Source organism: Actinacidiphila yeochonensis CN732, assembly GCF_000745345.1.
Lineage (GTDB): Bacteria > Actinomycetota > Actinomycetes > Streptomycetales > Streptomycetaceae > Actinacidiphila > Actinacidiphila yeochonensis.
On the sequence record NZ_JQNR01000003.1, the window covers coordinates 139,194 to 164,049 of the forward strand.

General features: G+C 73.1%; 19 protein-coding genes and 1 pseudogene. 2 read left to right on the plus strand and 18 right to left on the minus strand.

Annotation, left to right across the window (positions count from 1 at the left end; genetic code table 11):
* Positions 1-73: 73 nt before the first annotated feature.
* A complete protein-coding gene (locus BS72_RS02330; RefSeq protein WP_265736768.1) occupies positions 74-1,003 on the plus strand; it encodes a MurR/RpiR family transcriptional regulator in 930 nt (309 codons plus the stop codon).
* Between the two features lie 136 nt (positions 1,004-1,139).
* On the opposite strand, the gene BS72_RS02335 is transcribed toward BS72_RS02330, so the two are convergent.
* From BS72_RS02335 to uvrA, 11 genes are all read right to left on the minus strand, one after another.
* Positions 1,140-1,475, minus strand: coding sequence for an RNA polymerase-binding protein RbpA (locus BS72_RS02335; RefSeq protein ID WP_073497103.1), 336 nt, complete (start codon positions 1,473-1,475; stop codon positions 1,140-1,142).
* A 702-nt stretch (positions 1,476-2,177) separates the two neighbouring features.
* Entirely contained in the window at positions 2,178-2,408 is a 231-nt protein-coding gene (gene secG / locus BS72_RS02340) for a preprotein translocase subunit SecG (RefSeq protein ID WP_198545769.1), read from the minus strand.
* Between the two features lie 404 nt (positions 2,409-2,812).
* A complete protein-coding gene (gene tpiA / locus BS72_RS02345; RefSeq protein WP_037905977.1) occupies positions 2,813-3,595 on the minus strand; it encodes a triose-phosphate isomerase in 783 nt (260 codons plus the stop codon).
* A 7-nt stretch (positions 3,596-3,602) separates the two neighbouring features.
* Positions 3,603-4,817 (minus strand): phosphoglycerate kinase, encoded by a 1,215-nt coding sequence (locus tag BS72_RS02350; protein ID WP_037905979.1) that lies wholly within the window; start codon positions 4,815-4,817, stop codon positions 3,603-3,605.
* Positions 4,818-5,038: 221 nt separating this feature from the next.
* Entirely contained in the window at positions 5,039-6,043 is a 1,005-nt protein-coding gene (gene gap, locus BS72_RS02355) for a type I glyceraldehyde-3-phosphate dehydrogenase (RefSeq protein WP_037905982.1), read from the minus strand.
* A gap of 341 nt (positions 6,044-6,384) precedes the next feature.
* A complete protein-coding gene (gene whiA / locus BS72_RS02360) occupies positions 6,385-7,362 on the minus strand; it encodes a DNA-binding protein WhiA (RefSeq protein ID WP_037905984.1) in 978 nt (325 codons plus the stop codon).
* Entirely contained in the window at positions 7,353-8,378 is a 1,026-nt protein-coding gene (locus BS72_RS02365) for a gluconeogenesis factor YvcK family protein (protein ID WP_078900954.1), read from the minus strand. Before BS72_RS02365 ends, whiA begins: the two co-directional genes overlap by 10 nt.
* Complete coding sequence (rapZ, locus tag BS72_RS02370) at positions 8,375-9,256, minus strand: RNase adapter RapZ (protein ID WP_107498680.1); 882 nt, start codon at positions 9,254-9,256, stop codon at positions 8,375-8,377. The genes BS72_RS02365 and rapZ overlap by 4 nt, the downstream gene beginning before the upstream one ends.
* 203 nt (positions 9,257-9,459) lie before the next feature.
* Positions 9,460-11,727, minus strand: coding sequence for an excinuclease ABC subunit UvrC (uvrC, locus tag BS72_RS02375; RefSeq protein ID WP_037905988.1), 2,268 nt, complete (start codon positions 11,725-11,727; stop codon positions 9,460-9,462).
* A gap of 183 nt (positions 11,728-11,910) precedes the next feature.
* Positions 11,911-12,339, minus strand: coding sequence for a Rieske (2Fe-2S) protein (locus BS72_RS02380; RefSeq protein ID WP_037905990.1), 429 nt, complete (start codon positions 12,337-12,339; stop codon positions 11,911-11,913).
* A 326-nt stretch (positions 12,340-12,665) separates the two neighbouring features.
* Positions 12,666-15,755 carry an excinuclease ABC subunit UvrA gene (gene uvrA, locus BS72_RS02385; protein WP_037905992.1) on the minus strand — a complete coding sequence of 1,030 codons (3,090 nt, stop codon included), beginning with the start codon at positions 15,753-15,755 and terminating at the stop codon, positions 12,666-12,668.
* 309 nt (positions 15,756-16,064) lie between these two features.
* Here uvrA and BS72_RS02390 point away from each other — a divergent pair, with 309 nt between their 5' ends.
* Entirely contained in the window at positions 16,065-16,721 is a 657-nt protein-coding gene (locus BS72_RS02390) for an MBL fold metallo-hydrolase (RefSeq protein ID WP_037905995.1), read from the plus strand.
* Between the two features lie 337 nt (positions 16,722-17,058).
* On the opposite strand, the gene BS72_RS02395 is transcribed toward BS72_RS02390, so the two are convergent.
* From BS72_RS02395 to coaE, 7 genes and pseudogenes are all read right to left on the minus strand, one after another.
* A complete protein-coding gene (locus BS72_RS02395) occupies positions 17,059-18,093 on the minus strand; it encodes a cytochrome c oxidase assembly protein (protein WP_078900955.1) in 1,035 nt (344 codons plus the stop codon).
* 221 nt (positions 18,094-18,314) lie between these two features.
* Positions 18,315-19,295 (minus strand): annotated as a pseudogene (locus BS72_RS33535) (TerC family protein); the annotation flags it as partial.
* Positions 19,296-19,804: 509 nt separating this feature from the next.
* Positions 19,805-20,383, minus strand: coding sequence for a TerD family protein (locus BS72_RS02410; RefSeq protein ID WP_037906001.1), 579 nt, complete (start codon positions 20,381-20,383; stop codon positions 19,805-19,807).
* Between the two features lie 334 nt (positions 20,384-20,717).
* On the minus strand, positions 20,718-22,814 hold the full coding sequence (gene uvrB, locus BS72_RS02415; RefSeq protein WP_037906003.1) for an excinuclease ABC subunit UvrB: 2,097 nt from the start codon (positions 22,812-22,814) through the stop codon (positions 20,718-20,720).
* 135 nt (positions 22,815-22,949) lie between these two features.
* Positions 22,950-23,477, minus strand: coding sequence for a methylated-DNA--[protein]-cysteine S-methyltransferase (locus BS72_RS02420; protein WP_037906005.1), 528 nt, complete (start codon positions 23,475-23,477; stop codon positions 22,950-22,952).
* A 169-nt stretch (positions 23,478-23,646) separates the two neighbouring features.
* Positions 23,647-24,012 (minus strand): tetratricopeptide repeat protein, encoded by a 366-nt coding sequence (locus tag BS72_RS02425; RefSeq protein ID WP_037906007.1) that lies wholly within the window; start codon positions 24,010-24,012, stop codon positions 23,647-23,649.
* A 168-nt stretch (positions 24,013-24,180) separates the two neighbouring features.
* Positions 24,181-24,774: a dephospho-CoA kinase gene (gene coaE, locus BS72_RS02430; protein ID WP_037906009.1), complete on the minus strand. Its 594-nt coding sequence runs from the start codon at positions 24,772-24,774 to the stop codon at positions 24,181-24,183.
* Positions 24,775-24,856 lie beyond the last annotated feature (82 nt).

Below are 24,856 nucleotides of genomic sequence, written 5' to 3' on the forward strand. Positions count from 1 at the left end.
GACCGCTCCGATGACCCCCCGACAGCCGCCGACACGACGACCCGAGACAGCCGCCGCCCCGAAAGGAGCTGCCGTGATCACCGCCCTGATCCGTTCCGAACTCCCGCGGATGTCCGGCTCCCTGCGCCGGGTCGGTGAGACGGTGCTCGCCGACCCCGCGGCCGCCACGCACGGCTCGGCGGCCGAACTCGGCCGCCGCACCGGCACCTCGCAGGCCACCGTGACGCGCTTCTGCCACGCACTCGGCCTGGAGTCGTACCAGCAGCTGCTGATCGGGCTGGCGCAGGAGATGGGCCGGGACCAGGCCGCCTCGCGCCCGACGGCGCTGGGGCCGAGGATCGGGCCCGACGACGACCTGGAGCACGTGATCGGCGTGGTCGCCGAGGCCGATCTGCGGGCCCTGCGGCACACCGCCGACCGGCTGGACCGGGAGGCGCTGGAGCGGGCCGCCCAGGCCCTCGCCAGGGCCCGCCGGATCGACGTGTACGGGGTCGGGGGCTCCGGCGTCGTGGCCGAGGAGACGCAGGCGCGCCTGTTCGGGATCGGCTGCGCGGCTCAGGCCTGGACCGAGGTGCACGCGGCGGAGACGTCGGCCGCCCTGCTCACGCCCTCCGACGCGGTGGTGGCGGTCTCCCACTCCGGGACGACCCGGGAGGTCCTGGAACCCCTGCGGCTGGCCGCGGACCGGGGCGCGACCACGGTCGCCATCACCGGCGACCCCCGCTCGCCGGTGGCGCAGGCCGCGGACGTCCGCCTGACGTCCTTCTCCGGCGAGACGAGCTTCCGCCGGGGGAACTTCGGCACCCGCCACTCGGTCCTGCTGATCGTCGACTGCCTCTACGCGCGGGTGGCCCAGCTCACCTACGAGCGGGCCACCGCCTCGATCGCGCTCACCGCGCACATCGCCGACGGCCACGCGGTCCGCGGCGGCCGGACGGGCCGCCCCGCGCGCGGCGTCCGCAACCGGGACGGCGGCTCGGAGGACCTCCGCGGCGACGGCTAGGAGATCCCGGCCGTCCAGCGCGCCCGGCGCGCCCGGAACGTCCGCGCGCGGGTCGCCCGGCGCGGCGGACGGCGGGCCCGCGGACGTCACGGCGCAGGACCGGCGCGGTGGGTGCGGCGGGGTGCCGTCGCCGGCGTCAGATCTCGCCGCGGAGCTTGGCCAGCGCCTCGGCGAGGATCGCCTCGCCGTCGGCGGCCGAACGCCGCTCGCGCACGTACGCCAGGTGCGTCTTGTACGGCTCGGTGCGCGGCGGTGCCGGCGGGTTCTCCTCGTCCTGCCCGGCCGGGAAGCCGCAGCGGGGGCAGTCCCAGGTCTCCGGGATCTGCGCGTCGCTGGCGAAGCTCGGCTGGGTCTCATGGCCGTTGGAGCACCAGAAGGAGATGCGCAGACGCGGGGCTGACTCGCCGCGCTCGGCCTCTCCCATCGGCCCCGCTCCGACCCGACTGCCACGGATCGCGTTGCCACTTGCCACGGTCGTAACTCCCTGCGTGATGGTGCTGCGAGGTCGCCCTGGACGGAGACCGGTACGCCCCCGCGCCTTGCGGGATAGGGAACGGTATCCCAAGTCGCGCTCCCATCATAAGTCGCGGAACGCCCATGCCGTCGACGAGGCGTCAGTTCCCCCCGCACGAACGGCCGTCGCCCGTGGGCGCGTTCCGGACACCGCCGCGGAGCCCGGGCCTGAGGGTGTTCGCGGCCGACTCCCTTACGGAGGTGGGCTGTCGGGGTCCGGAAGGCCACAGCCGGGTCCAGTTGGAACCCGTCGCACCCCGTCGCACCCCGTCGGCCCCCGTCGGCCCCCGTCGGACCCGATCGGACACCACCGGACACGGTCGGCCACGGCCGGCACGGTCACCCGCCGCGGCGGTTGCCGGATCCGTCGGGCAGGGCCGTCGACTTCCGCTCCGCCGCGCTCCGTTGGGAGCGGCACGGCGGAAGGGGCGGACGGCAGCGGGCGCGAGAGCGGGAACGCGCGCCGGCCGGCGGGGCGAGTAGCGGCGGCGGAGCCGCCGGCAGGAGGTCAGCGGCAGTCACGAACGCACATGCCCGGACATACCGGACGCCGCCGTCGGCTGGGCCGACGGCGGCGTCGTGGTTCCGGGCGGTGCCGAGAGGCGGGGCCCCGGGGTGGTGCCTGGCGCGGCCGGGCTTCCGGCCGCGCGAGGGGCACCGGTCAGTTCTTGACCTTCATGATGATGCCGAGCGCGACGATGCACGCGAACCAGCACAGGCCCACGATCACGGTGATCCGGTCGAGGTTGCGCTCGGCCACCGAGGAACCGCCGACGGAGGACTGCATGCCGCCGCCGAACATGTCGGACAGGCCGCCGCCCTTGCCCTTGTGCATCAGCACGAGCAGCAGGAGCAGCAGGCTGAAGAGGATGAGGGCGATGGAGACCCCGATGACCACGGCTGGACCAACTCTCTCGACTACGTCCCGACACCTGTCGCGACCCGATGTCTGACTACACCACGAAACCGTACGGCCGCGCTACGGCCGGTTTCGCGGGGCCGGCGCCGCACGGATCACGCGGCCCGGCCCCGCCAGGGTACTTCACAACCGTCCGGACATCACCGGTCCGGCGGGCCCGGTGATCAGCGGCGGACCGCCGTCCCGACCGGCCCCCGGCCGACGCGGGGCCGGCAGAGGACCGGCGACCGGCCGACGACCGGCCTCGGCCGCCCGAAGACGGGCCGAAGACGGGCCGAGAGCCGATCGAGGCCCACCAGAGGCCGGTCGCAGGACCGCTCCACCCGCGGGATCACCCGCCGGCCCGGCGGCCGGTCACCGGCCCCGGGACGGTGTGGTCACTGGTCGCGGAACCGCACGATCTTGACGAACTCCTCGGCGTCCAGCGAGGCGCCGCCGACGAGCGCGCCGTCGACGTCCGGCTGGGCCATGATCGAGGCCACGTTGCCGGACTTGACGGAGCCGCCGTACTGGATGCGCACGCCGTCGGCGAGCGCCTGGTCGTACAGCTCGGCCAGCCGGCCGCGGATCGCCGCGCAGACCTCCTGGGCGTCCTCGGGGGTGGCGACCTCGCCGGTCCCGATCGCCCAGACCGGTTCGTAGGCGATGACGATCGCGGCGGCCTGCTCGGCGGTGACGTCCTTCAGGGCGCCGTCGAGCTGGGCCAGGGTGTGGGCGACGTGGTTGCCGGCGCGGCGCACGTCCAGGCCCTCGCCCACGCACAGGATGGGGGTCAGGCCGTGCTTGAACGCGGCCTTCACCTTGCCGTTGACGGTGGCGTCGTCCTCACCGTGGTACTCGCGACGCTCGGAGTGGCCCACGGCCACGTAGGAGCACTTGAGCTTGGACAGCATCGGCCCGGAGACCTCGCCCGTGTAGGCGCCGGAGTCGTGGGCCGAGATGTCCTGGGCGCCGTAGCCGATGCGCAGCCGGTCGCCGTCGACGAGGGTCTGCACCGAACGCAGGTCGGTGAAGGGCACGAGGACGGCGACCTCGACGGCGTCGAGGTCCTTGTCGTTCAGGGCGAAGGCGAGCTTCTGGACGTGCGCGATGGCCTCAAGGTGGTTGAGGTTCATCTTCCAGTTGCCCGCCATGAGCGGGGTGCGGGTGGTCTCGGTCATGCTCGGTTCAGTGCTCCAGTGCTTCCAGGCCGGGCAGGGTCTTGCCTTCGAGGTACTCCAGGCTGGCGCCGCCACCGGTGGAGATGTGGCCGAAAGCGTCCTCGTCGAAGCCCAGGATGCGCACGGCCGCGGCGGAGTCGCCGCCGCCGACCACGCTGAACGCCTGGGAGTCCACCAGGGCCTGGGCGACCGCGCGGGTGCCGTCGGCGAAGTCCGGGTGCTCGAAGACACCCATCGGGCCGTTCCAGAAGATGGTGGCCGCGTCGGCGAGCTTGGCCGCGAACTGCTTGCGCGACTCCGGGCCGATGTCCAGGCCGATCACGTCGGCCGGGATCGCGTCGACGGGCGCGGTGACCGGGTCGGCCGGCGCCTTCGTCTTCAGGTCGGGGAACTGCGTGGCGCCGGTCACGTCGACCGGCAGCACGAACTCCACCCCGCGGGCCTCGGCCCGCGCCAGGTACTCGCGGACCGTGTCGAGCTGGTCCTCCTGGAGGAGGCTCTTGCCGACCTCGTGGCCCTGCGCCTTCAGGAAGGTGAAGACCATGCCGCCGCCGACCAGGATGCGGTCGGCCTTCTCCAGCAGGTGGTCGATGACGCCGAGCTTGTCGGAGACCTTGGAGCCGCCGAGCACCACCGCGTAGGGGCGGGAGACGTCCTCGGTGAGCTTCTTCAGCACCCCGACCTCGGCGGCGATGAGGCCGCCGGCGGCGTGCGGCAGCCGGGCCGGCAGGTCGAAGACGGAGGCGTGCTTGCGGTGGACCGCGCCGAAGCCGTCACCGACGTAGGCGTCCGCGAGCTCCGCCAGCTGGTCCGCGAAGGCGCCGCGCTCGGCGTCGTCCTTGGCGGTCTCGCCGGCGTTGAAGCGCAGGTTCTCCAGCAGCGCGACCTGGCCGTCGGCCAGCCCCGCCACGGTGGCGCGGGCGCTGTCGCCGACGGTGTCGGCGGCGAACGCCACCTCCGCGCCCAGCAGCTCACCGAGCCGGCGGGCCACCGGGGCCAGCGAGTACTGCGGGTCGGGGGCGCCCTTGGGGCGTCCCAGGTGCGAGGCGACGATCACCTTCGCGCCGGCCTGCGCCAGCCGGGTGATGGTGGGCACGGCCGCGCGGATGCGGCCGTCGTCGGTGATCTCCTCGCCGGCGAGCGGCACGTTCAGGTCGGCGCGCACGAACACGCGCCTGCCCGCGACCTGCCCCTCGGCGACGAGGTCGTCGATCGTCTTCATCGGTGGGCTCTCCTGTGGGTACGAATCCCGCCTCGGCGGGGCCGGCGCCGCGGCGCGGCACGGTCGGCGGCGGCCGGTTCGGCCGCGGCGGCGACGACGGCAGGGCCCGGCCCGGCGCGTCGCGCGCCGAACCGGACCCTGCCGCTCAACTGTCGCTCACCGGTCGCTCGCAACGTGCCGCCCGTCGCAGTGCGCGGCTGGGTGGGTGGCTGCCTGAGCGATCAGAGCTGGTTGCCGATGAAGGTCACCAGGTCGACGATGCGGTTGGAGTAGCCCCACTCGTTGTCGTACCAGCCGATGACCTTGACGGTCTTGCCCTGGACCATGGTCAGGGAGGAGTCGAAGGTGCAGGAGGCCGGGGTGTTGACGATGTCCGAGGAGACGATCTCGTCCTCGGTGTACTCCAGCAGACCCTTGAGCTGGCCCTCGGCGGCCTTCTGGAAGGCGGCGTTGACCTCGTCCTTGGTGACCTCGCGCTCAAGGTCGACGACCAGGTCGGTGACCGAGCCGGTCGGGACCGGCACGCGCATGGCCATGCCGTCGAGCTTGCCCTTGAGCTCCGGGATGACCAGCGCGGTGGCCTTCGCGGCACCCGTGGTGGTCGGGATGATGTTCTCCGCGGCGGCGCGGGCGCGGCGCAGGTCCTTGTGCGGGAAGTCCAGGATGCGCTGGTCGTTCGTGTACGCGTGGACCGTCGTCATCAGGCCCTTGACGATGCCGAAGTTCTCCAGCAGCACCTTCGCCATCGGCGCCACGCAGTTGGTGGTGCAGGAGGCGTTGGAGATGATGTTGTGGTTCGCGGCGTCGTAGGCGTCGTGGTTGACGCCCATGACGATGGTGATGTCCTCGTTCTTGGCGGGCGCCGAGATGATGACCTTCTTGGCGCCGCCGGCGAGGTGCTTGCCCGCGTCCTCGGCGTTGGTGAAGATGCCGGTGGACTCGACCACGATGTCGACGCCCAGCTCGCCCCACGGCAGGTTCGCGGGGTCGCGCTCGGCCAGCACCTTGATGGTGTGGCCGTCGACCGTGATCGTGTCGGCGGTGTGGGTGACCTCGGCCTTGAGGCGCCCCAGGATGGTGTCGTACTTGAGCAGGTGCGCGGTGGTCGCGGTGTCACCCAGATCGTTGACCGCCACGACCTCGATGTCCGCACCCTGCTCGAGGATGGCGCGGAAGAAGTTGCGCCCGATGCGGCCGAAGCCGTTGATACCTACCCGGATCGTCACGAACCGATCTCCTCGCTCAGTCGCCGGAGTCCCTCTCCGGCTGCGAAATATGGGATGTCCCCGACCACCCCTGAGCCTACCCTCACCCGATGTCGGCCGGGAACGACGACCCCGCCGACGCCCGGCCGTCCGATGTGCCGCCGTCCGCGGTTCACCACCACGTCACCGGCCGTGCCCCCGGTGCGCCGGCACCGCCGGGGCAGTCCGGCGCGGACCCGGGCACGTCCGGCGCGGACCCGGGCACGCCCGGCGCGGACCTGGGGGACGGCCCGCGCCGGACGCGGCCGGAGCCATGCGGGCCGTGCGGGCCGTCCCCGCGGCCGCGCCCGGGGGACGAGCGGTCAGACGACCATCTCGTCGGTGAGGTTGGCCTCCGTACCGGGCATCCCGAGGTCGGAGGCCCGCTTGTCCGCCATCGCCAGCAGCCGCCGGATGCGTCCGGCCACGGCGTCCTTCGTCAGCGGCGGCTCGGCCAGCGAGCCCAGCTCCTCCAGGGACGCCTGCTTGTGATCCATGCGCAGCCGGCCCGCCGCCGCGAGGTGCTCGGGCACCTCCTCGCCGAGGATCTCCAGCGCGCGGGCCACCCGGGCGCCCGCCGCCACCGCGGCGCGGGCCGAGCGGCGCAGGTTCGCGTCGTCGAAGTTGGCCAGCCGGTTCGCGGTGGCCCGAACCTCGCGGCGCATCCGCCGCTCCTCCCAGGCCAGCACCGAGTCGTGGGCGCCGAGCCGGGTCAGCAGCGCGCCGATCGCGTCGCCGTCGCGGACCACCACCCGGTCGACGTTGCGCACCTCGCGGGCCTTGGCCGGGATCTGGAGCCGGCGGGCGGCGCCGACCAGCGCGAGCGCGGCCTCGGGCCCGGGGCAGGTGACCTCCAGGGAGGAGGAGCGGCCCGGCTCGGTGAGCGAGCCGTGGGCGAGGAACGCGCCGCGCCAGGCGGCCTCGGCGTCACAGGTGGCGCCGGAGACCACCTGCGGGGGCAGGCCGCGGATGGGGCGGCCGCGCCCGTCGACCAGGCCGGTCTGGCGGGCCAGCTGGTCGCCGCCGGCCACCACGCGGACCACGTAGCGGCTGCCCCGGCGCAGTCCGCCGGGGGCCATCACCACCAGGTCGGAGGCGTGCCCGAAGATCTCCAGGATGTCCTTGCGCAGCCGCCGGGCGGCGATCCCCGTGTCCAGCTCGGCCTCGATCACGATCCGCCCGCTGACCAGGTGCAGGCCGCCCGCGAAGCGCAGGATCGACGAGACCTCCGCCTTGCGGCAGCAGGTCCGGGTGACGGGGAGCCGGGAGATCTCGTCCTTCACCGCTGCCGTCATCGCCATGGGCCGATCCTTCCACGCATACGAAAAATCCGGTCATACGCGGCCGCCAACGACTCGGGATCGTGCCGCGGCCCGTCAGGGGCGGCGACCCGGGCCAGCTCCACCGTGGCGCCCAGTTGCTCGGCGGCCCGTACCAGGGCGTCCCGGTCGGGTACGGCGGCCTCGTCGGCGAGAACCACGTCGATGGTGAGTTTAGGGGCGTGTCGCCCCAAAACCTCCAAGTGACGCTGCGGAGAAAAGCCTTCCGTCTCACCGGGTTGCGGAGCGAGGTTCAGCGTGAGCACCCGCCGGGCCCGGGTCTGGGCCAGCGCGTCCGCCAACTCCGGTACGAGCAGGTGCGGGATGACGGAGGAGAACCACGAGCCGGGGCCCAGCACCACCCAGTCGGCGTCGGTGACCGCCTGCACCGCCTCGGGCACCGCCGGCGGGTCGGCCGGCACCAGCCGGACCTCCTGCACCTCGCCCCGGGTCAGCGCCACGGTGGCCTGGCCGCGGACGATGCCGATCTCCTCGGGCAGCGCGGGGTCGTGGCCGCGCACCACCGCCTCCAGCTCCAGCGGCACCGCCGACATCGGCAGCACCCTGCCGTGCGCGCCCAGCAGCCGGCCGACCCATTCCAGCGCGGCCACCTCGTCCTTGAGCTGCTCCCACAGCGCGACGATGAGCAGGTTGCCCACCGCGTGGCCGTGCAGGTCGCCGCCGCTGACGAAGCGGTGCTGGAGCACCCGGGACCAGGTCTGGCCCCACTCGTCGTCCCCGCACAGCGCCGCCAGCGCCTTGCGCAGGTCGCCGGGGGGCAGCACGCCCATCTCGGTGCGGAGCCGGCCGCTGGACCCTCCGTCGTCGGCGACGGTGACCACCGCCGTCAGGTCGCCGGTGATCCGGCGCAACGCGGCCAAGGAGGCTGACAGCCCGTGCCCGCCCCCCAGGGCGACCACCTTCGGCGGCACCCCGCTGCGCCGGCCGCCCGCGGCGGCCCCGCCGCCCCGAAGCCGCCGTCGACCTGTTCTGATCACTCGCGCCCCATGTCCCTGTGTACGGTCACCGTTTCCACCCCGTCCGCCGCCAGTCTGGCCGCCAGCCGCTCCGACATCGCCACACTGCGGTGTTTGCCACCCGTGCAGCCCACGGCGATGGTCACGTACCGCTTGCCCTCGCGGCGGTATCCGGCCGCGATGATGTGCAGCAGTTCGGCGTAGCGGTCCAGGAACTCCTTCGCGCCGGGTTGGTTGAAGACGTACGTGGCGACCTCGTCGTTGAGCCCGGTGAAGGGCCGCAGCTCCGGCACCCAGTGGGGGTTCGGCAGGAAGCGGCAGTCCACCACCAGGTCGGCGTCGACGGGCAGCCCGTACTTGTATCCGAACGACATGACGGTGGCCCTGAGTTCCGGCTCTTCCTCGCCTGCGAACTGCGCGTCCAGCTTGGCCCGCAGCTCGTGGACGTTCAGGCTGGAGGTGTCGATCACCAGGTCGGCGTCGCCGCGCAGTTCGCGCAGCAGGTCGCGCTCGGCCGCGATGCCGTCGACGATCCGGCCGGAGCCCTGGAGGGGGTGCGGGCGCCGGACGGACTCGAAGCGGCGCACCAGCGCCTCCTCCGACGCCTCCAGGAAGATCACCCGCCGCTTGACACCCCGGCCGGCGAGGTCGGCCAGCGACTCCCGGAGGTTGTCGAAGAACTGCCGGCCGCGCACGTCGACCACGACGGCGATCCGGGCCACGTTGCCCTGCGAGCGGGCCCCGAGGTCGACCATGGTGGGGATGAGGGCGGGCGGCAGGTTGTCCACCACGAACCAGCCCAGGTCCTCCAGGCACTTGGCGGCGGTGCTGCGGCCGGCCCCGGACATCCCGGAGATGATCACCAGTTCGGGGATGGGGGCCTCGCCGTTGGACGCCACGGGAGCGGCGGGTCCCACGGTTCCCACGCCGGCGTGGGCGGCCCGCTTGCCGGGGGTGCCGTCCGGCGCGGAACCGGGCTGCCCCCCGTCGCCGTCCGCCTGTTCGCGCGCGGGTGGCCGCGGCTGTTCGTGCGGCTTCTCCTGTGGTTCGCCGTGCGGCTTCTCACGCGGCTGGTCTGGGTGGTCGGAATGGTCCGGGCCGGTCATGCGCTCTGCCCCCGAGGGTCGGACGGGGCCGCCGCCGGGGTGGCGGGTGTCCCGTCGCTGCTGTCGTCGATGATCTCGCCGGTCGCGGTGTTCACGGCCGGTGCGGCCGGAGCCGCGGCGGCCAGGGACGCGACGACCGTCTCCGCCGTACGGCGGCCGATCCCCGGCACCTGGCAGATCTCCTCCACGCTCGCCGCCCGCAGCCGCTTCAGGGAGCCGAAGTGCTTCAGCAGAGCCTGCCTGCGGGTGGCGCCCAGGCCGGGAACCGCGTCCAGCGCCCCGGCCTTCATGGTCTTCGAGCGCTTGCTGCGCTGGTAGGTGATCGCGAACCGGTGCGCCTCGTCGCGCACCCGCTGGAGCAGGTACAGGCCCTCGCTGGTGCGCGGCAGGATCACCGGGTCGTCCTCGCCGGGCAGCCAGACCTCCTCCAGTCGCTTGGCCAGGCCGCAGACGGCGACGTCCTCGGCTATGCCCAGCTCTTCCAGGGCCCGGCGGGCCGCCGCCACCTGCGGCTGGCCGCCGTCGACGACGACCAGCTGCGGCGGGTAGGCGAACTTGCGCGGCCGGCCGGTCTCCGGGTCGATCGGACCGCCCACGCCCTCCGCTCCGTCGTCGCCGCCGTCAGCGTCGTCGCCGTCGCCGTCGGGAGCGCCGTCGGGAACGCCGGCGGGCGCGTGCGAGGTGTGCGGGGGGTGCGGCGCCGGTACCGGATCGGTCCCCGGGAGGGCGGGGCTCGCGGCGGTCCGCGGCGGGGCGGCGGCGTCCCGCTCGGACGTCGCGCCCGTCGGCTCCGGCCCGCCGGCGTCCCCGGTGATCTGCTCCTCCCACTCGCTGGTGCGCTGCTTCTCCTGGAGGTAGCGGCGGAAGCGGCGGGTGACGACCTCGTGCATGGCCCGGACGTCGTCCTGGCCGGCGAAGGACTTGATCTGGAAGCGGCGGTACTCGCTCTTGCGGGCCAGGCCGTCCTCGAAGACGACCATGGACGCCACCACGTCGTCGCCCTGCAGGTGGCTGATGTCGTAGCACTCGATCCGCAGCGGCGCGGTGTCCAGGTCGAGGGCCGCGGCGATCTCCTCCAGGGCGCGGGAGCGGGTCGTCAGGTCGGAGGCGCGCTTGGTCTTGTGCAGGGCCAGCGCCTGCTGCGCGTTGCGCTGCACGGTGGCCATCAGGTCCTTCTTGTCGCCGCGCTGCGGCACCCGCAGGCTGACGTGGGAGCCGCGCCGGTCGCAGAGCCACTGGGCGAGCGGCTCCACCGGCTCGGGCAGCACCGGGACCAGCACCTCCTTGGGGACACCGCCGGCGCCGCCGGCCTGCTCGGCGTCGCCGGACTCGTCCCCGTACAGCTGCTGGAGGGCGTGCTCGACCAGGTCCGTGGTGTCGACGGCCTCCACCTTGTCGGTGACCCAGCCGCGCTGGCCGCGCACCCGGCCGCCGCGTACGTGGAAGATCTGGACGGCCGCCTCCAACTCGTCCTCGGCGACGGCGATCAGGTCGGCGTCGGTGGCGTCGGCGAGCACCACCGCGTTCTTCTCCATGGCGCGGCGCAGCGCCTCGATGTCGTCGCGCAGCCGGGCCGCCTGCTCGTACTCCATGGCCTCGGCGGCGGACTTCATCCCCTGTTCGAGACGGCGCAGGTGCGTGCCGGTGTGGCCGGCCATGAAGTCGCAGAACTCCTCGGCGAGTTCGCGGTGCTCCTGGGGGCTGACCCGGCCCACGCAGGGCGCGGAGCACTTGCCGATGTAGCCGAGCAGGCAGGGGCGGCCGATCTGGGCGGAGCGCTTGAAGACGCCGGCCGAGCAGGTGCGTACGGGGAAGACCCGCAGCAGCAGGTCGACGGTCTCGCGGATGGCCCAGGCGTGGGCGTACGGGCCGAAGTAGCGCACCCCGCGGCGCTTGGGGCCGCGCATCACCTGGACCCGGGGGAACTCCTCGTTCATGGTCACCGCGAGGGAGGGGTAGCTCTTGTCGTCGCGGTACTTGACGTTGAACCGCGGGTCGAACTCCTTGATCCAGGAGTACTCGAGCTGGAGCGCCTCGACCTCGGTGGAGACCACCGTCCACTCCACGGAGGCGGCCGTGGTGACCATGGTGGCGGTCCGCGGGTGCAGGTTGGTGATGTCCTGGAAGTAGGAGGACAGGCGCTGGCGCAGGCTCTTCGCCTTGCCGACGTAGATCACCCGGCGGTGCTGGTCCCGGAACTTGTAGACCCCTGGGGAGTCGGGGATCTCGCCCGGCTTCGGTCGGTAACTGCTGGGGTCTGCCATGCCACCACCCTACTGTCGTACCGTGTGGATACGGTCTGCGACGAGGCCGCTCGGGAGGGCGACTTCAGCTCTCCGGACCAGGTCGCACCGGGCCCGCCCGGACCGTGTTCCGGCGGGCGCCGGAGCACCGCGGTGGGGCGCCGCGGTGAGGGCGCGTGGACCCCGCCGCAGGGCGGGCCCCACTCAGGCCCCGGGACCGGCGGTGAGCTTGCCGCCGCGCTCGGTGACGTCGACCGCGGGCAGCGGCGCGACCGCCGGGCCCTGGACGACCTTCCCGGTCTCGACGTCGAACTGGCTGCCGTGGCAGGGGCAGGAGGCGGTGGTGCCCTGGACGGAGTCCAGGACGCAGCCCTGGTGGGTGCACACGGCGCTGAACGCCTTGAACCGGCCCTGCTGCGGCTGCGACACCAGCACCCGGTCCTCGCGGTAGAGCTTGGCGCTGCCGACGGGGACCGCCGAGGCGGAGCCGAGGTCCACGGGCTTCGTCGGGCCGTCGGCGGTGTCCTTCTTGCCGCCGCAGGCGGCCAGGCCGGCCCCGGTGATCCCGACGGTCCCGGCCAGTGCCGCGCCCCGCAGGACGGTGCGGCGGCCGGCGGGCGTTTCGGTGGACATGTGTGCTCCTGGTACGGGAAGTGACGGTCTTGCCGTGCGTACCCTACGACCCGTCCCCGGAGCGCCGGACGGCGGCGTGCCGCCTGCCGTCCCTCACCCGCCGCCGGCCGGCGTCGCCTGCGCGCGGGGGCGGCTCCGGCCGCGTCCCCGGCCACGTGCCGGACCACGCGGGCACCGAGGCACCCGTCCGCCCCCACCCCGTGCCGGGCCCGCTCCAGTGCGGGGCGGACGCCCGCCCGGGGGCGGCACCGCGTCACGGGCGGCCCTTCCCGGGAGGGCCGCCGCCTCCTCCGGCCGTCCGCGCCCCCGGAGCCGCGCCGCCCCGGCTACGCCTTCGCCGCCCGCTTCCTCGGCGTGGCGGCCTTCTTCCCCGAGGCCTTGCCCGAGGCGCCCGAGGAGGTGCCCGTGCCCGACGCCGACGTGGCGGCGCCCTTGGCCTTGGCGCCCGTCCCGGCCGCCGAGGCGGCGGACTTGGCGGGTGCCTTGGCGCGCGTCCTGCCTGCTGCCCCTGACGCCGAGGCCGTCTTGGCCGCCGCACGCCTGCGGGGTGCGGGCACCGCCGCGTCGCTGACCGCCTCGGGGTCGAGGATGTCGCGCAGGAACTTGCCGGTGTGGCTGGCCGGGATACCCGCGATCTGCTCGGGGGTGCCCTCGGCCACCACCAGGCCGCCTCCGCTGCCGCCCTCGGGGCCCATGTCGACCACCCAGTCGGCGGTCTTGATCACGTCGAGGTTGTGCTCGATCACGATCACCGAGTTGCCCTTGTCGACCAGCCCGGAGAGCACCTTGATCAGCTTGCTGATGTCCTCGAAGTGCAGGCCGGTGGTGGGCTCGTCCAGCACGTAGACCGTCCGGCCGGTGGAGCGCTTCTGGAGCTCGGAGGCGAGCTTGACGCGCTGCGCCTCGCCGCCGGAGAGGGTGGGCGCGGACTGGCCGAGCCGGACGTACCCGAGGCCCACCTCGTGCAGGGTGCGCAGGTGGCGGGCGATGGCGGGCACCGCCTCGAAGAAGTCCAGCGCCTCCTCGATCGGCATGTCCAGCACCTCGGAGATGGACTTGCCCTTGTAGTGGACCTCCAGCGTCTCCCGGTTGTAGCGGGCACCGTGGCAGACCTCGCACGGGACGTACACGTCCGGCAGGAAGTTCATCTCGATCTTGATGGTGCCGTCGCCCGCGCAGTTCTCGCAGCGGCCGCCCTTCACGTTGAAGGAGAACCGGCCGGGCAGGTAGCCGCGGACCTTGGCCTCCATCGTCTCCGCGAAGAGCCTGCGGACGTGGTCGAAGACCCCGGTGTACGTGGCCGGGTTGGACCGCGGGGTGCGTCCGATGGGCGACTGGTCGACGTGCACGACCTTGTCCACCAGGTCGTCGCCGTCGACCCGGGTGTGCCGGCCGGGCACCGTGCGGGCACCGTTGAGCTCGCGCGCCAGGTGCGTGTAGAGGATGTCGTTGACCAGCGTGGACTTGCCGGAGCCGGAGACGCCGGTGACCGCCGTGAGCACGCCCAGTGGGAAGGACACGTCGATGTCCTGGAGGTTGTGCTCGCGGGCGCCGTGCACCGTGAGGTTCCGCTCGGGGTCGACCGGGCGGCGCGCCGGCGGCACCGGGATGGCGCGCCGGCCCGAGAGGTACTGGCCGGTGAGCGACTCGGGGTTCTCCAGCAGCTCCTTGAGCGAGCCGGAGTGGACGACCTTGCCGCCGTGCTCGCCGGCGCCGGGGCCGATGTCGACCACCCAGTCGGCGGTCTTGATGGTGTCCTCGTCGTGCTCGACGACGATCAGGGTGTTGCCGAGGTCGCGCAGCCGTACCAGCGTCTCGATCAGCCGGTGGTTGTCGCGCTGGTGCAGGCCGATGGAGGGCTCGTCCAGCACGTACAGGACGCCGACGAGTCCGGAGCCGATCTGCGTGGCCAGCCGGATGCGCTGGGCCTCGCCGCCGGAGAGGGTGCCGGCGGCGCGGTTGAGGGAGAGGTAGTCCAGGCCGACGTCGACGAGGAAGCGCAGCCGCTCGTTGACCTCCTTGAGGACGCGCTCGGCGATCTTGCGGTCGCGCGCGTTGAGCTTCATCGCGCCCAGGAACTCCGCGCAGTCGCTGATCGACATCGCGGAGACCTCGGCGATCGAGCGGCCCTCCACCGTGACGGCCAGCACCAGCGGCTTCAGCCGGCTGCCGTGGCAGGTCGGACAGGGCACCTCGCGCATGTAGCCCTCGAAGCGCTCCCGGCTGGCGTCGCTCTCCGACTCCTGGTGGCGCCGCTTGACGTAGTTGACCACGCCCTCGAAGTTCGTGGTGTACGAGCGGTCGCGGCCGAAGCGGGTGCGGTAGGAGACGCGGACCTCGGACTTGTGGCCGTACAGCAGGGCCTTCTTGGCACGGGCGGGCAGGCCGGCCCAGGGGATGTCGGTGCGGAAGCCGAGCTCCTTCGACAGGCCCTGGACGAGCTTCTCGAAGTACCCCTTGGACATGCCGCTGCTCCAGGGGGAGATGGCCCCCTCGTCCAGGCTGCGGTCCTCGTCCGGCACCAGCAGTTCGGGGTCGACCTCCATGCGGGAGCCGATGCCGGTGCACTCGGGGCAGGCGCCGAAGGGCGAGTTGAAGGAGAAGGAGCGCGGCTCCAGCTCCTCGAAGGACAGGTCGTCGTACGGGCAGTACAGGTGCTCGGAGAACATCCGCTCGCGCTGCGGGTCGTCCTCCGGGAGGTCCACGAAGTCGAGGATCACCATGCCGCCGGACAGGCCGAGCGCCGTCTCGACGGAGTCGGTGAGGCGGCGCTTGGCGGACCCCTTGACGGTCAGCCGGTCCACCACCACCTCGATGGTGTGCTTCTCCTGCTTCTTCAGCTTCGGCGGGTCGGTGAGCTGGATCGTCGCGCCGTCCACCCGGGCGCGACTGTAGCCCTTGGTCTGGAGGTCGGCGAAGAGGTCGACGAACTCGCCCTTGCGCTCGCGCACCAGCGGCGAGAGCACCTGGAAGCGGCTGCCCTCCTCCAGCTCCAGCACCTTGTCCACCACCGCCTGGGGCGACTGCCGGGCGATGGGGCGCCCGCACTCGGGGCAGTGCGGCTTCCCGATCCGGGCGAAGAGCAGCCGCAGGTAGTCGTAGACCTCGGTGATGGTGCCCACGGTGGAGCGCGGGTTGCGCGAGGTGGACTTCTGGTCGATCGAGACGGCCGGGGACAGCCCCTCGATGAAGTCGACGTCCGGCTTGTCCATCTGGCCGAGGAACTGCCGGGCGTAGGAGGACAGCGACTCGACGTAGCGGCGCTGGCCCTCGGCGAAGATCGTGTCGAAGGCGAGGGAGGACTTCCCCGAGCCGGACAGGCCGGTGAAGACGATGAGGGAGTCCCGGGGCAGGTCGAGCGAGACGTTCCGCAGATTGTGCTCGCGAGCGCCACGGATAGTGAGTCGGTCGGCCACGCCAGTGCGCCTTTCCTTCGGAAAGTGGGGGGACGGGGGAAACGATGGAGCGTCGCACCCCCAGTCAGCGTAAACGGGGTGGCCGCGGCTTTTCTTCCACTTGTCGGTATCGCGCCACACCCGGACCGGCTTCCCGCCCGGCTGCGACCGCGTACACGACCCTATAGCACGTGCATTCGATTAGCGGTCGCGCTCACCCTCATTCACTCGATCGTGTGGCGCACCGTCCGTCTGTGCGAGACGCCGTCCACGGCGGCCGGGTTCCCGCACCGGCCGGTCCCCGCACGGCGCCATCGCTAGGCTGGCGCCATGGCTTACACGGGAGAGGTCGCCGTCGGGGGCACGCCCGACGTGCACGAGCTGGCGGACCTGGTCGTCACGAAGGTCGCGGTCGGGCCGATGGACAACAACGCGTATCTGCTGCGCTGCCGCGCCACCGGCGAACAGTTCCTCGTCGACGCGGCGAACGACGCCGGCACCCTGCTGGAGGTGGTCGGCACCGACGGGCTGGCCGGCGTCGTCACCACCCACCGGCACGGCGACCACTGGCAGGCCCTCGCCGCCGTCGTGAACGCCACCGGCGCGCGCACGTACGCCGGCCGCGAGGACGCCGACGGCATCCCCGTCCCGACGGCCGCGCCGCTCGACGACGGCGACACCGTCCGCTTCGGGCGCGTCGTCCTCACCGCACGCCACCTCGTCGGCCACACCCCCGGCAGCGTAGCCCTCGTCTACGACGACCCGCACGGACACCCGCACCTCTTCACCGGGGACTGCCTCTTCCCCGGCGGCGTGGGCAACACCCACGGCGACCCGGCCGCCTTCGCCTCGCTCCTGGCCGACGTCACCGCGAAGCTCTTCGACGTCCTCCCCGACGAGACATGGGTCTACCCCGGCCACGGCAACGACACCACCCTCGGCGCCGAGCGCCCCCACCTGGCGGAGTGGCGCGAACGCGGCTGGTGACCCGGCGAGCCGTCACCGCGCGGCCGGAGGTCAGGACGTGGGGGCGACGGGCTCGGCCAGCTTCGGGCGCATCCAGGGGTAGGGGTCGGTGATCGGGTCCCGTCGCGAGCGCACGTCGCGAGCGCCCGTCGGTGCGCATGTCGGGTGCGTATGTCGGTGCGTACGTCGAGCAGGGGCCCGGCAGCCGCGTAGTGCCGCCCCGGCCCGAGCCGTGGGCGGCCGGCGGACCGCTGTCCGTCAGTCGCGCGCCCGTCCCGTGCCCGCCAGGCGGGAGGTCAGCGCTCGCCGCGCATGCGCATGCCGACCTCGCCCTGGTCGGTCTCCCACCAGGGGCGGGTCATCTCCGGCACCGGCGGGACCGGGCGGGCCGCGGCGGCGGCCGGCTGCGGGGCGGCGGTCCCGGACTTCTCGGCCGTCCCGGACTCCTCAACGGCCTCGGCGGCCTCGGCAGGCCGCGTGGGGCCGGCGGACCGGGCGGGCGGTGCGGCGGGGACGAGGCGGCCTGGCGCGCGGCCTCGCGGTCCAGGGCGGCGTCCATCACGGCGGTGCGCTCGCGTTCGGCGTGCCACCACTCGGCGAAGACCAGCAGCAGGAACGGCAGCCCGACGAGTTCCGCCAGGGTGACCATGAGACCGCCGCCGAGCATCTGGTCGTGCTGGACCGAGGGCCCCCAGGTGCGCGGGTGGCTGGTGTACCAGTGGCCGGCGACGAGGGTGCCGCTGGTCATGACGACGATGCCGGGCACGGAGTCGAAGAGGCCGTCGAAGAGGACCAGGACCGCGCGCACCGGGTGGCTGCACCAGCGCGGCAGCAGCTCCTGGCGGCTGAGCATCGGCAGCACGAAGAGGCAGCCGGTGAGGACCAGCTGCAGATGCATCAGCTGCCTGACCAGGCCGTTGCCGAGCGAGGTCGTGAAGTAGGGCGTGAAGTAGATGGTCAGCTCGGAGGCGAGCACCAGCACCGAGCTGACCAGCGGGTACGTCAGCGCCCGCGCGGGCGCGGAGGCGAAGGCCCGGCGCAGCCGCCCGTCCGGGGAGGCCAGGCCGAGCGGGTCGCCGAGGGCGAGGCCGAGGGGGACGTAGAGGTCGAGCAGGATGTTCTGGACGGCGGCGGGCCAGAAGAGCACCCGGTTGTAGACGGCCAGCCCCGACATCGTGGCGAACACCAGCGCGCCGAGGCCGAAGAGGTAGAAGACCGCCGTACGCCACACCGGCCAGCGCTCGCCGGCCCGCGTCCTGCGCCACACCCCGTAGCCGTAGACCGCGCCGAGCAGGAGTACGACGGCCAGTACGGGCCCGTCGAGCTGCCAGGTGTGGAGGAACCGGGTCCCGGTGAGTTCGGGGAGCGCCCGGGGGTCCGCCGTGCTCGCCACGTCCGTGCCTTTCGCGTGGATTCCGCTGCCGGAGCCACGCTAGTCCCCCGCCGGGCCGGATCTCGCGCAGGGGGCGCCGCACGGACGGGTGGCGTGGTCCGGCCCGGGCGGCCGCGGCTACTCGCGGGGTCCGCGCGGCGGCTGCCCGACGGGGCGGAGGGTGCGGACGGCGCGGGCCCGGCGTCGGTGCCGGGGCCGGTGCCGTTCGTGGGATCGGACGGCGGCTCGGACGCGGGATCGGACGGGGCCGCTTCCTGGGCGCCGCGGCGGGAGGCGGCCAGGCTGGTGGCCGTCGTCACCGCGAGGACGCCGACGATCACCGCCAGGGAGACGGGCACCGAGATCTCCGGGACGTGCACCCCGTACTCGTGGAGCGCGTGCAGCAGCAGCTTGACGCCGATGAAGCCCAGGATCGCCGACAGCCCGTACGAGAGGTGGACCAGCCGTTTCAGCAGCCCGCCGATGAGGAAGTACAGCTGGCGCAGTCCCATCAGGGCGAAGGCGTTGGCGGTGAAGACGATGTACGGGTCCTGGGTGAGGCCGAAGATGGCCGGGATGGAGTCGAAGGCGAAGAGCACGTCGGTGGTGCCGATGGCGACCAGGACGACGAGCATCGGGGTGACGAGGCGGCGGCCGTCCTCCCGGACGACCAGCCGGGTTCCGTGGTAGCGGCTGGTGGACGGCACGCGCCGCTCGACCGCCCGGAGCATCCGGTTCTCCTCGTACTCCCCCTTCTCGTCGTCCCCTGAGGCGGCCTCGCGCAGCAGCTTCCAGGCGGTCCAGACGAGGAAGCCGCCGAAGACGAAGAAGACCCAGGAGAAGTTGGCGATGACGGTCGCCCCGGCGGCGATGAACACCGTTCGCAGCACCAGCGCGATCAGCACCCCGAACATCAGCACCCGCTGCTGGTACACCGGGGGCACCGCGAACTTCGCCATGATCAGCACGAAGACGAAGAGGTTGTCGACGCTGAGGGACTTCTCGGTGACGTACCCGGCGAAGAACTCCCCCGCGGGCCGGCCGCCGCCGAAGACCAGCAGGCCGACGCCGAAGAGGGCGGCGAGCACCACCCATACGGCCGTCCAGATCCCCGCCTCGCGGATCGACACCTCATGGGGTTCCCGCCGGACCAGGAAGTCGACTCCGATGAGGGCGCCAAGACCGGCGATGGTCAGCGCCCAGAGGGCGAGGGATACGTCCACGGGTCCTCCGGCGATCGGCAGGTCACGGAATGATACCCGGATCACCAAATAGAGGTAAAGCACGCAGGTGGATGACGTGATCCCGTCCGGGAAGAGCACTGCCCGGGACGGCGCGACGGTCGACCCGCCTCAGCGGGGTCCGCTCGCCGTTGGTTGTGTCCCGACGGAGTTCGACCGCCCGGGCCGGCCCGGCAGGCGGCCCTGACCGGTGACGGGGCGGAGACGGGGCGGAGACGGGACCATGGGAGGGCGCCCCTCACCTGGCCGGATGGCCTTGGGCCGGGAGCTCCGGCCGGCGGCGCGGGTAGGACGTGGAACCGGTGCGCCTCGGGCGGCAGGGATCGCCGGGGCCCTGCGGGCCCCGGGCAGCGGGCGCCGGCTCGCGGGCCCGGGCGCGCCGCGGGCGCCGGCTCGTGGGCGCGGGCGGCTCTCCGACGGCGACGGCTGCCGTCCCTCGTGCGGGAGCCCGGGCGCCGCCATTGGGCACCCGGGCTCCCTGACGGGCGTGTCTACAGGGCGGCCCGGATCGCGGGCATCAGGTCCTGGAAGGTGCGCCCGTTGGCTGCCGTGCCGATCGCGGTCATGGTCCAGCCTCCGGCGCCGCGCTGCACCTTCGCCATGATCTGCGCGGTGTAGGGGCCGCCGCCGGTGAGGGTGTAGCGGGCCAGCTCCTGGCCCGTCGTCTCGTCGACCAGCCGGCAGAACGCGTTCTGCACCTCGGCGAAGCTCTGGCCGGTGAAGGAGTTGACGGTGAAGACGATCTGGTCGACGTTCGCGGGCACCCGCTGGAGGTCGACCAGGATGGACTCGTCGTCGCCGCCCTGGCCGGCGCCGCCGACGAGGTTGTCGCCGGTGTGCCGGACCGAGCCGTCGTCGCTGGTGAGGTGCTGGAAGAAGACCACGTCCACCGGCTGCTTGTCGGCGAAGAGCACCGCCGAGGCGTCGAGGTCGACCTCGCGGGTGCGGCTGCCGAAGAGGCCCCGTCGGGGGGCGGCCTGCCAGCCGAGACCCATCCGGACGGCGCTGAGCGCGCCCCCGTCCGACTTGCTGAGACTGATCTTCTGGCCCTTGGTCATGTTGACCGTCATGTGCTCTCCCCTTCCACCCGTTACCCCGCCTGTACTCCCACCGTGGCCGGCCGGTCCTCCCTGTGGGCGCCGGCGGTGGCCGGGCCGCCGGCGGAGGAGGTCGGCCGTCACCTCGCGGTGCTCCGGCGGGCCGTCGCGCTCGGCCCGTGTCGCGGGCGGCCGTGCCACGGACGTCGCGCCCCGGAAACCCTAGCAACAGGTCAGGGCGGGGAACCCGCTCCACCGCCGCCGAATCCACCGGCGGTGTCCGACGGCGGCCCACCCGAGGGCGGCGGAGGCGCGGAGCGCCGAACACCCCGGCCGCAGCCTGCCGTTCGGCGCCCGGCACCGGACGTCAGGCGACGCCGGCCTCGCGCATCTGGCGCAGCTCCTTCTTCAGGTCGCCGAGTTCGTCGCGGATCCGCGCCGCGACCTCGAACTGGAGCTCCGCGGCCGCGGTGTGCATCTGCTCGGTGAGCTGGGCGATGAGATCGGCCAGCTCGTCGGCCGGCAGTTGGGCACCGGTGTGCTTCCCGCCCGCCTTGCCCGACAGGCCCGGCACCGGCGCCTTGCCGCGCGAGCGCTGCCGCCCGGAGCCCAGCAGCTCCTCGGTGTCGGCGTCCTCGCGGGCGAAGGAGTCCAGGATGCCGGCGATCTTCTTCCGCAGCGGCTGCGGGTCGATCCCCCGTTCGGTGTTGTAGGCGATCTGCTTCTCGCGGCGGCGGTTGGTCTCGTCGATCGCCTTCTCCATGGCCGCGGTGATCCGGTCCGCGTACATGTGGACCTGGCCGGAGACGTTACGGGCGGCCCGGCCGATGGTCTGGATCAGGGAGGTGCCCGAGCGCAGGAAGCCCTCCTTGTCGGCGTCGAGGATGGCCACCAGGGAGACCTCGGGCAGGTCCAGGCCCTCACGCAGCAGGTTGATGCCGATCAGGACGTCGAACTCGCCGGCCCGCAGCTCCTGGAGCAGTTCCACCCGGCGCAGGGTGTCGATGTCGCTGTGCAGGTACCGCACCTGGATGCCGAGTTCCAGCAGGTAGTCGGTGAGGTCCTCGGCCATCTTCTTGGTGAGGGTGGTGACCAGGACCCGTTCGTCGCGCTCGGCGCGGACCCGGATCTCGTGCACCAGGTCGTCGATCTGGCCCTCGGTGGGCTTGACGACGACCTCGGGGTCGACCAGGCCGGTGGGGCGGATGATCTGCTCGACCACGCCGTCGGACCGGGACAGCTCGTAGGGACCGGGGGTGGCCGACAGGTAGACCGTCTGCCCGACCCGGGTCAGGAACTCCTCCCACTTCAGCGGCCGGTTGTCCAGCGCGGACGGCAGCCGGAAGCCGTGGTCGACCAGGGTCCGCTTGCGGGAGGCGTCGCCCTCGTACATCGCGCCGATCTGCGGCACGGTGACGTGCGACTCGTCGATGACCAGGAGGAAGTCCTCCGGGAAGTAGTCGATGAGGGTGTCCGGTGCGGTGCCGGGGCCGCGGCCGTCGATGTGCCGGGAGTAGTTCTCGATGCCCGAGCAGGTGCCGATCTGCCGCATCATCTCGATGTCGTAGGTGGTGCGCATCCGCAGCCGCTGGGCCTCCAGCAGCTTGTTCTGCTTCTCCATCTCCGCCAGCCGTGCCTCCAGCTCCGACTCGATGCCGGAGATGGCCCGCTCCATCCGCTCCGGGCCGGCCACGTAGTGGGTGGCGGGGAAGACGTAGACCTGCTCGTCCTCCGTGATCACCTCGCCGGTGAGCGGGTGCAGGGTGTACAGCGCCTCGATCTCGTCGCCGAACATCTCGATGCGGACCGCGAGCTGCTCGTACACCGGGAAGATCTCGATGGTGTCGCCGCGCACCCGGAAGGTGCCGCGGGTGAAGGCGAGGTCGTTGCGGGTGTACTGGATGTCGACGAAGCGGCGCAGCAGCGCGTCGCGGTCGATCTCCTCGCCGACCTTGAGCCGGACCATGCGGTCGACGTACTCCTGCGGCGTACCCAGGCCGTAGATGCAGGAGACGGAGGCGACGACGACCACGTCACGCCGGGTGAGCAGGGAGTTCGTGGTGGAGTGGCGCAGCCGCTCGACCTCCTCGTTGATCGAGGAGTCCTTCTCGATGTACGTGTCCGTCTGCGGGACGTACGCCTCGGGCTGGTAGTAGTCGTAGTACGACACGAAGTACTCGACGGCGTTGTTCGGCAGCAGCTCGCGGAACTCGTTGGCCAGCTGGGCGGCCAGCGTCTTGTTCGGCGCCATCACCAGGGTGGGGCGCTGGAGCTTCTCGATCATCCACGCCGTGGTGGCCGACTTGCCCGTACCGGTGGCGCCCAGCAGCACGACGTCCTTCTCACCGCCGCGGACCCGGCGCTCCAGGTCGCTGATGGCGGCGGGCTGGTCACCGCTGGGCTGGTAGGGGCTGACGACCTCGAAGGGCGCCACTGTGCGTTCGATGTCTGAAACGGGCCGCATGTAACCACCGTACGGCGGCCCTCTGACATCGCGCGGTGGCTTGCCCGAGGAAGGGGCCCGGGGGTGCCCCCGAACCGGCGCGCCGGGGTCGGCTGCCTGCTGCTGTCCCGCGTCGGCCCTGCGTCGGCCGTGGTCTCAGAAGAGCGGTGCGGGCAGCACGCCCTCCAGCGCCAGCAGGGTGCGCTTGGTCTCCAGGCCGCCGCCGAATCCGCCGATGCCACCGCCGCTCTCGACCACACGGTGGCACGGGACGACCACGGGCAGCGGGTTGGCGCCCATCGCGACGCCCACCGCCCGGGCGGCGCCGGGCTCGCCGACCCGGTCGGCGAGGTCCTGGTACCCCACCACGCTGCCGTAGGGCACCCCGGCGTACAGCTCCCGCAGCACTCTGCGGTTGAAGCCGGTGGTCAGCGACCAGTCCAGCGGGAGGTCGAAGCGGAGGCGCTCCCCCGCGAAGTACTCGCCGAGCTGCAGGGCGACCGCTGCCAGGGCCTCCGGGGCCTCGACGGCCTCGCAGCCGAGCCGCCGCGCCACCGAGGCCGCCGTCCGCGGAGCCCGCTCCGGCCCGGTGTGGAACGCGACGTGGACCAGCCCCGCCTCGGAGTGCGCCGCGAACAGCGGGCCGATCGGGGTCTCCCGCACCGTCCATGCGACTTCTGCCATGTGTCCCAGCCTACGAGGCACCGCTGACAACGGCCCCGGCCGCATGCGTCACCGGCGAGAACGCCGAGGGCGCGAGACGGCGGCTCCGGGGTGCGGCGGCGCTCCGAGCGCCGCCGGGGCTCGTGCGCGGGTGGCGGCCGCCCGTCTCCGGGCGGGCCGCCGGCCGGTATCAGTCCGTCTCGAAGCGCGCGGCGGCCAGGTAGTCCGGGCGCGGGTCGAGGGCGGCGGCGAGCCGGAAGTGGCGCCGCGCCTCCTCGGAGCGGTTGGCGCGCTCCAGGGTGCGGCCCAGCGCGAAGTGCGCGAAGGCGTTGTCCGGTTCGCGTTCCAGCACGAGTTGGAACTCCAGCTCCGCCGGTCGCAGTCGGGCCGCGGCGAAGAAGGCGCGGGCCCGCAGCAGCCGGGCCGCGGTGTTCTCGGGGTGGGCGGAGACCACCGGGTCGAGCAGCTTCACCGCGCCGTTCGGGTCGCGGGCGGCGAGCAGGTGCTCAGCGGCGCGGAAGTCGATGACGTTGGTCTCCGGGGTCCTCTCCAACAAGGCCGCCTCCCTCGGATCGGCACGAGTGACGACTGAACGTCTGGTCAGGCATACCCAACACAGCCACCGGCAATCGCATTCCCGGCGTTCCGGGCCCCGGCCCGGGGGCGTCCACCGCCCGGCCCGCGGCCGGCGCCTCTCCCGGCAGGGTGTGCCCCGGTCGCGGCATCAGGCGGACCGGGACAGCGCCTCCCAGACGGTCCGGACCCGGGGGGCCAGCTCCTCCAGCGGGCCGTCGTTCTCGACGACCAGGTCGGCGATGGCGAGCCGCTGCTCGCGGGTGGCCTGGGCGGCCATCCGGGAGCGGGCCTGCTGCTCCGACATGCCGCGCAGCCGCACCAGCCGGTCCAGCCGGGTGGCCTCGGAGGCGTCGACGACGACGACCAGGTCGTACAGCGGCGCGAGGCCGTTCTCGGTGAGCAGCGGGACGTCGTGGACGACCACGGCGCCCGGGCCTGCGGCGTCCTGGAGTTCGGCGGCGCGGCGGGCGACGAGGGGGTGGACGATCGCGTTGAGGGCGGCGCGCCGCTCCGCATCGGCGAAGACGATCGCGCCCAGCGCGGGCCGGTCCAGCCGGCCGTCGGCGGTGAGGACTCCGGGCCCGAACTCGGCGGCCACGGCGGCCAGCCCCTCGGTGCCGGGCTCCACCACCTCGCGGGCGATGACGTCGGAGTCGACGAGGACCGCGCCGTAGGAGGAGAGCAGGCGCGCGACCTCGCTCTTCCCGGCGCCGATGCCCCCGGTCAGGCCAATCTTCGGCATGGCCACAGCTTAGAGCGCCGCCCGGCGCGGCCGGGGGCGGGGCGGCCCCGCGGGCGCTACCGCCCGGCCGGGGGCGGGGCGG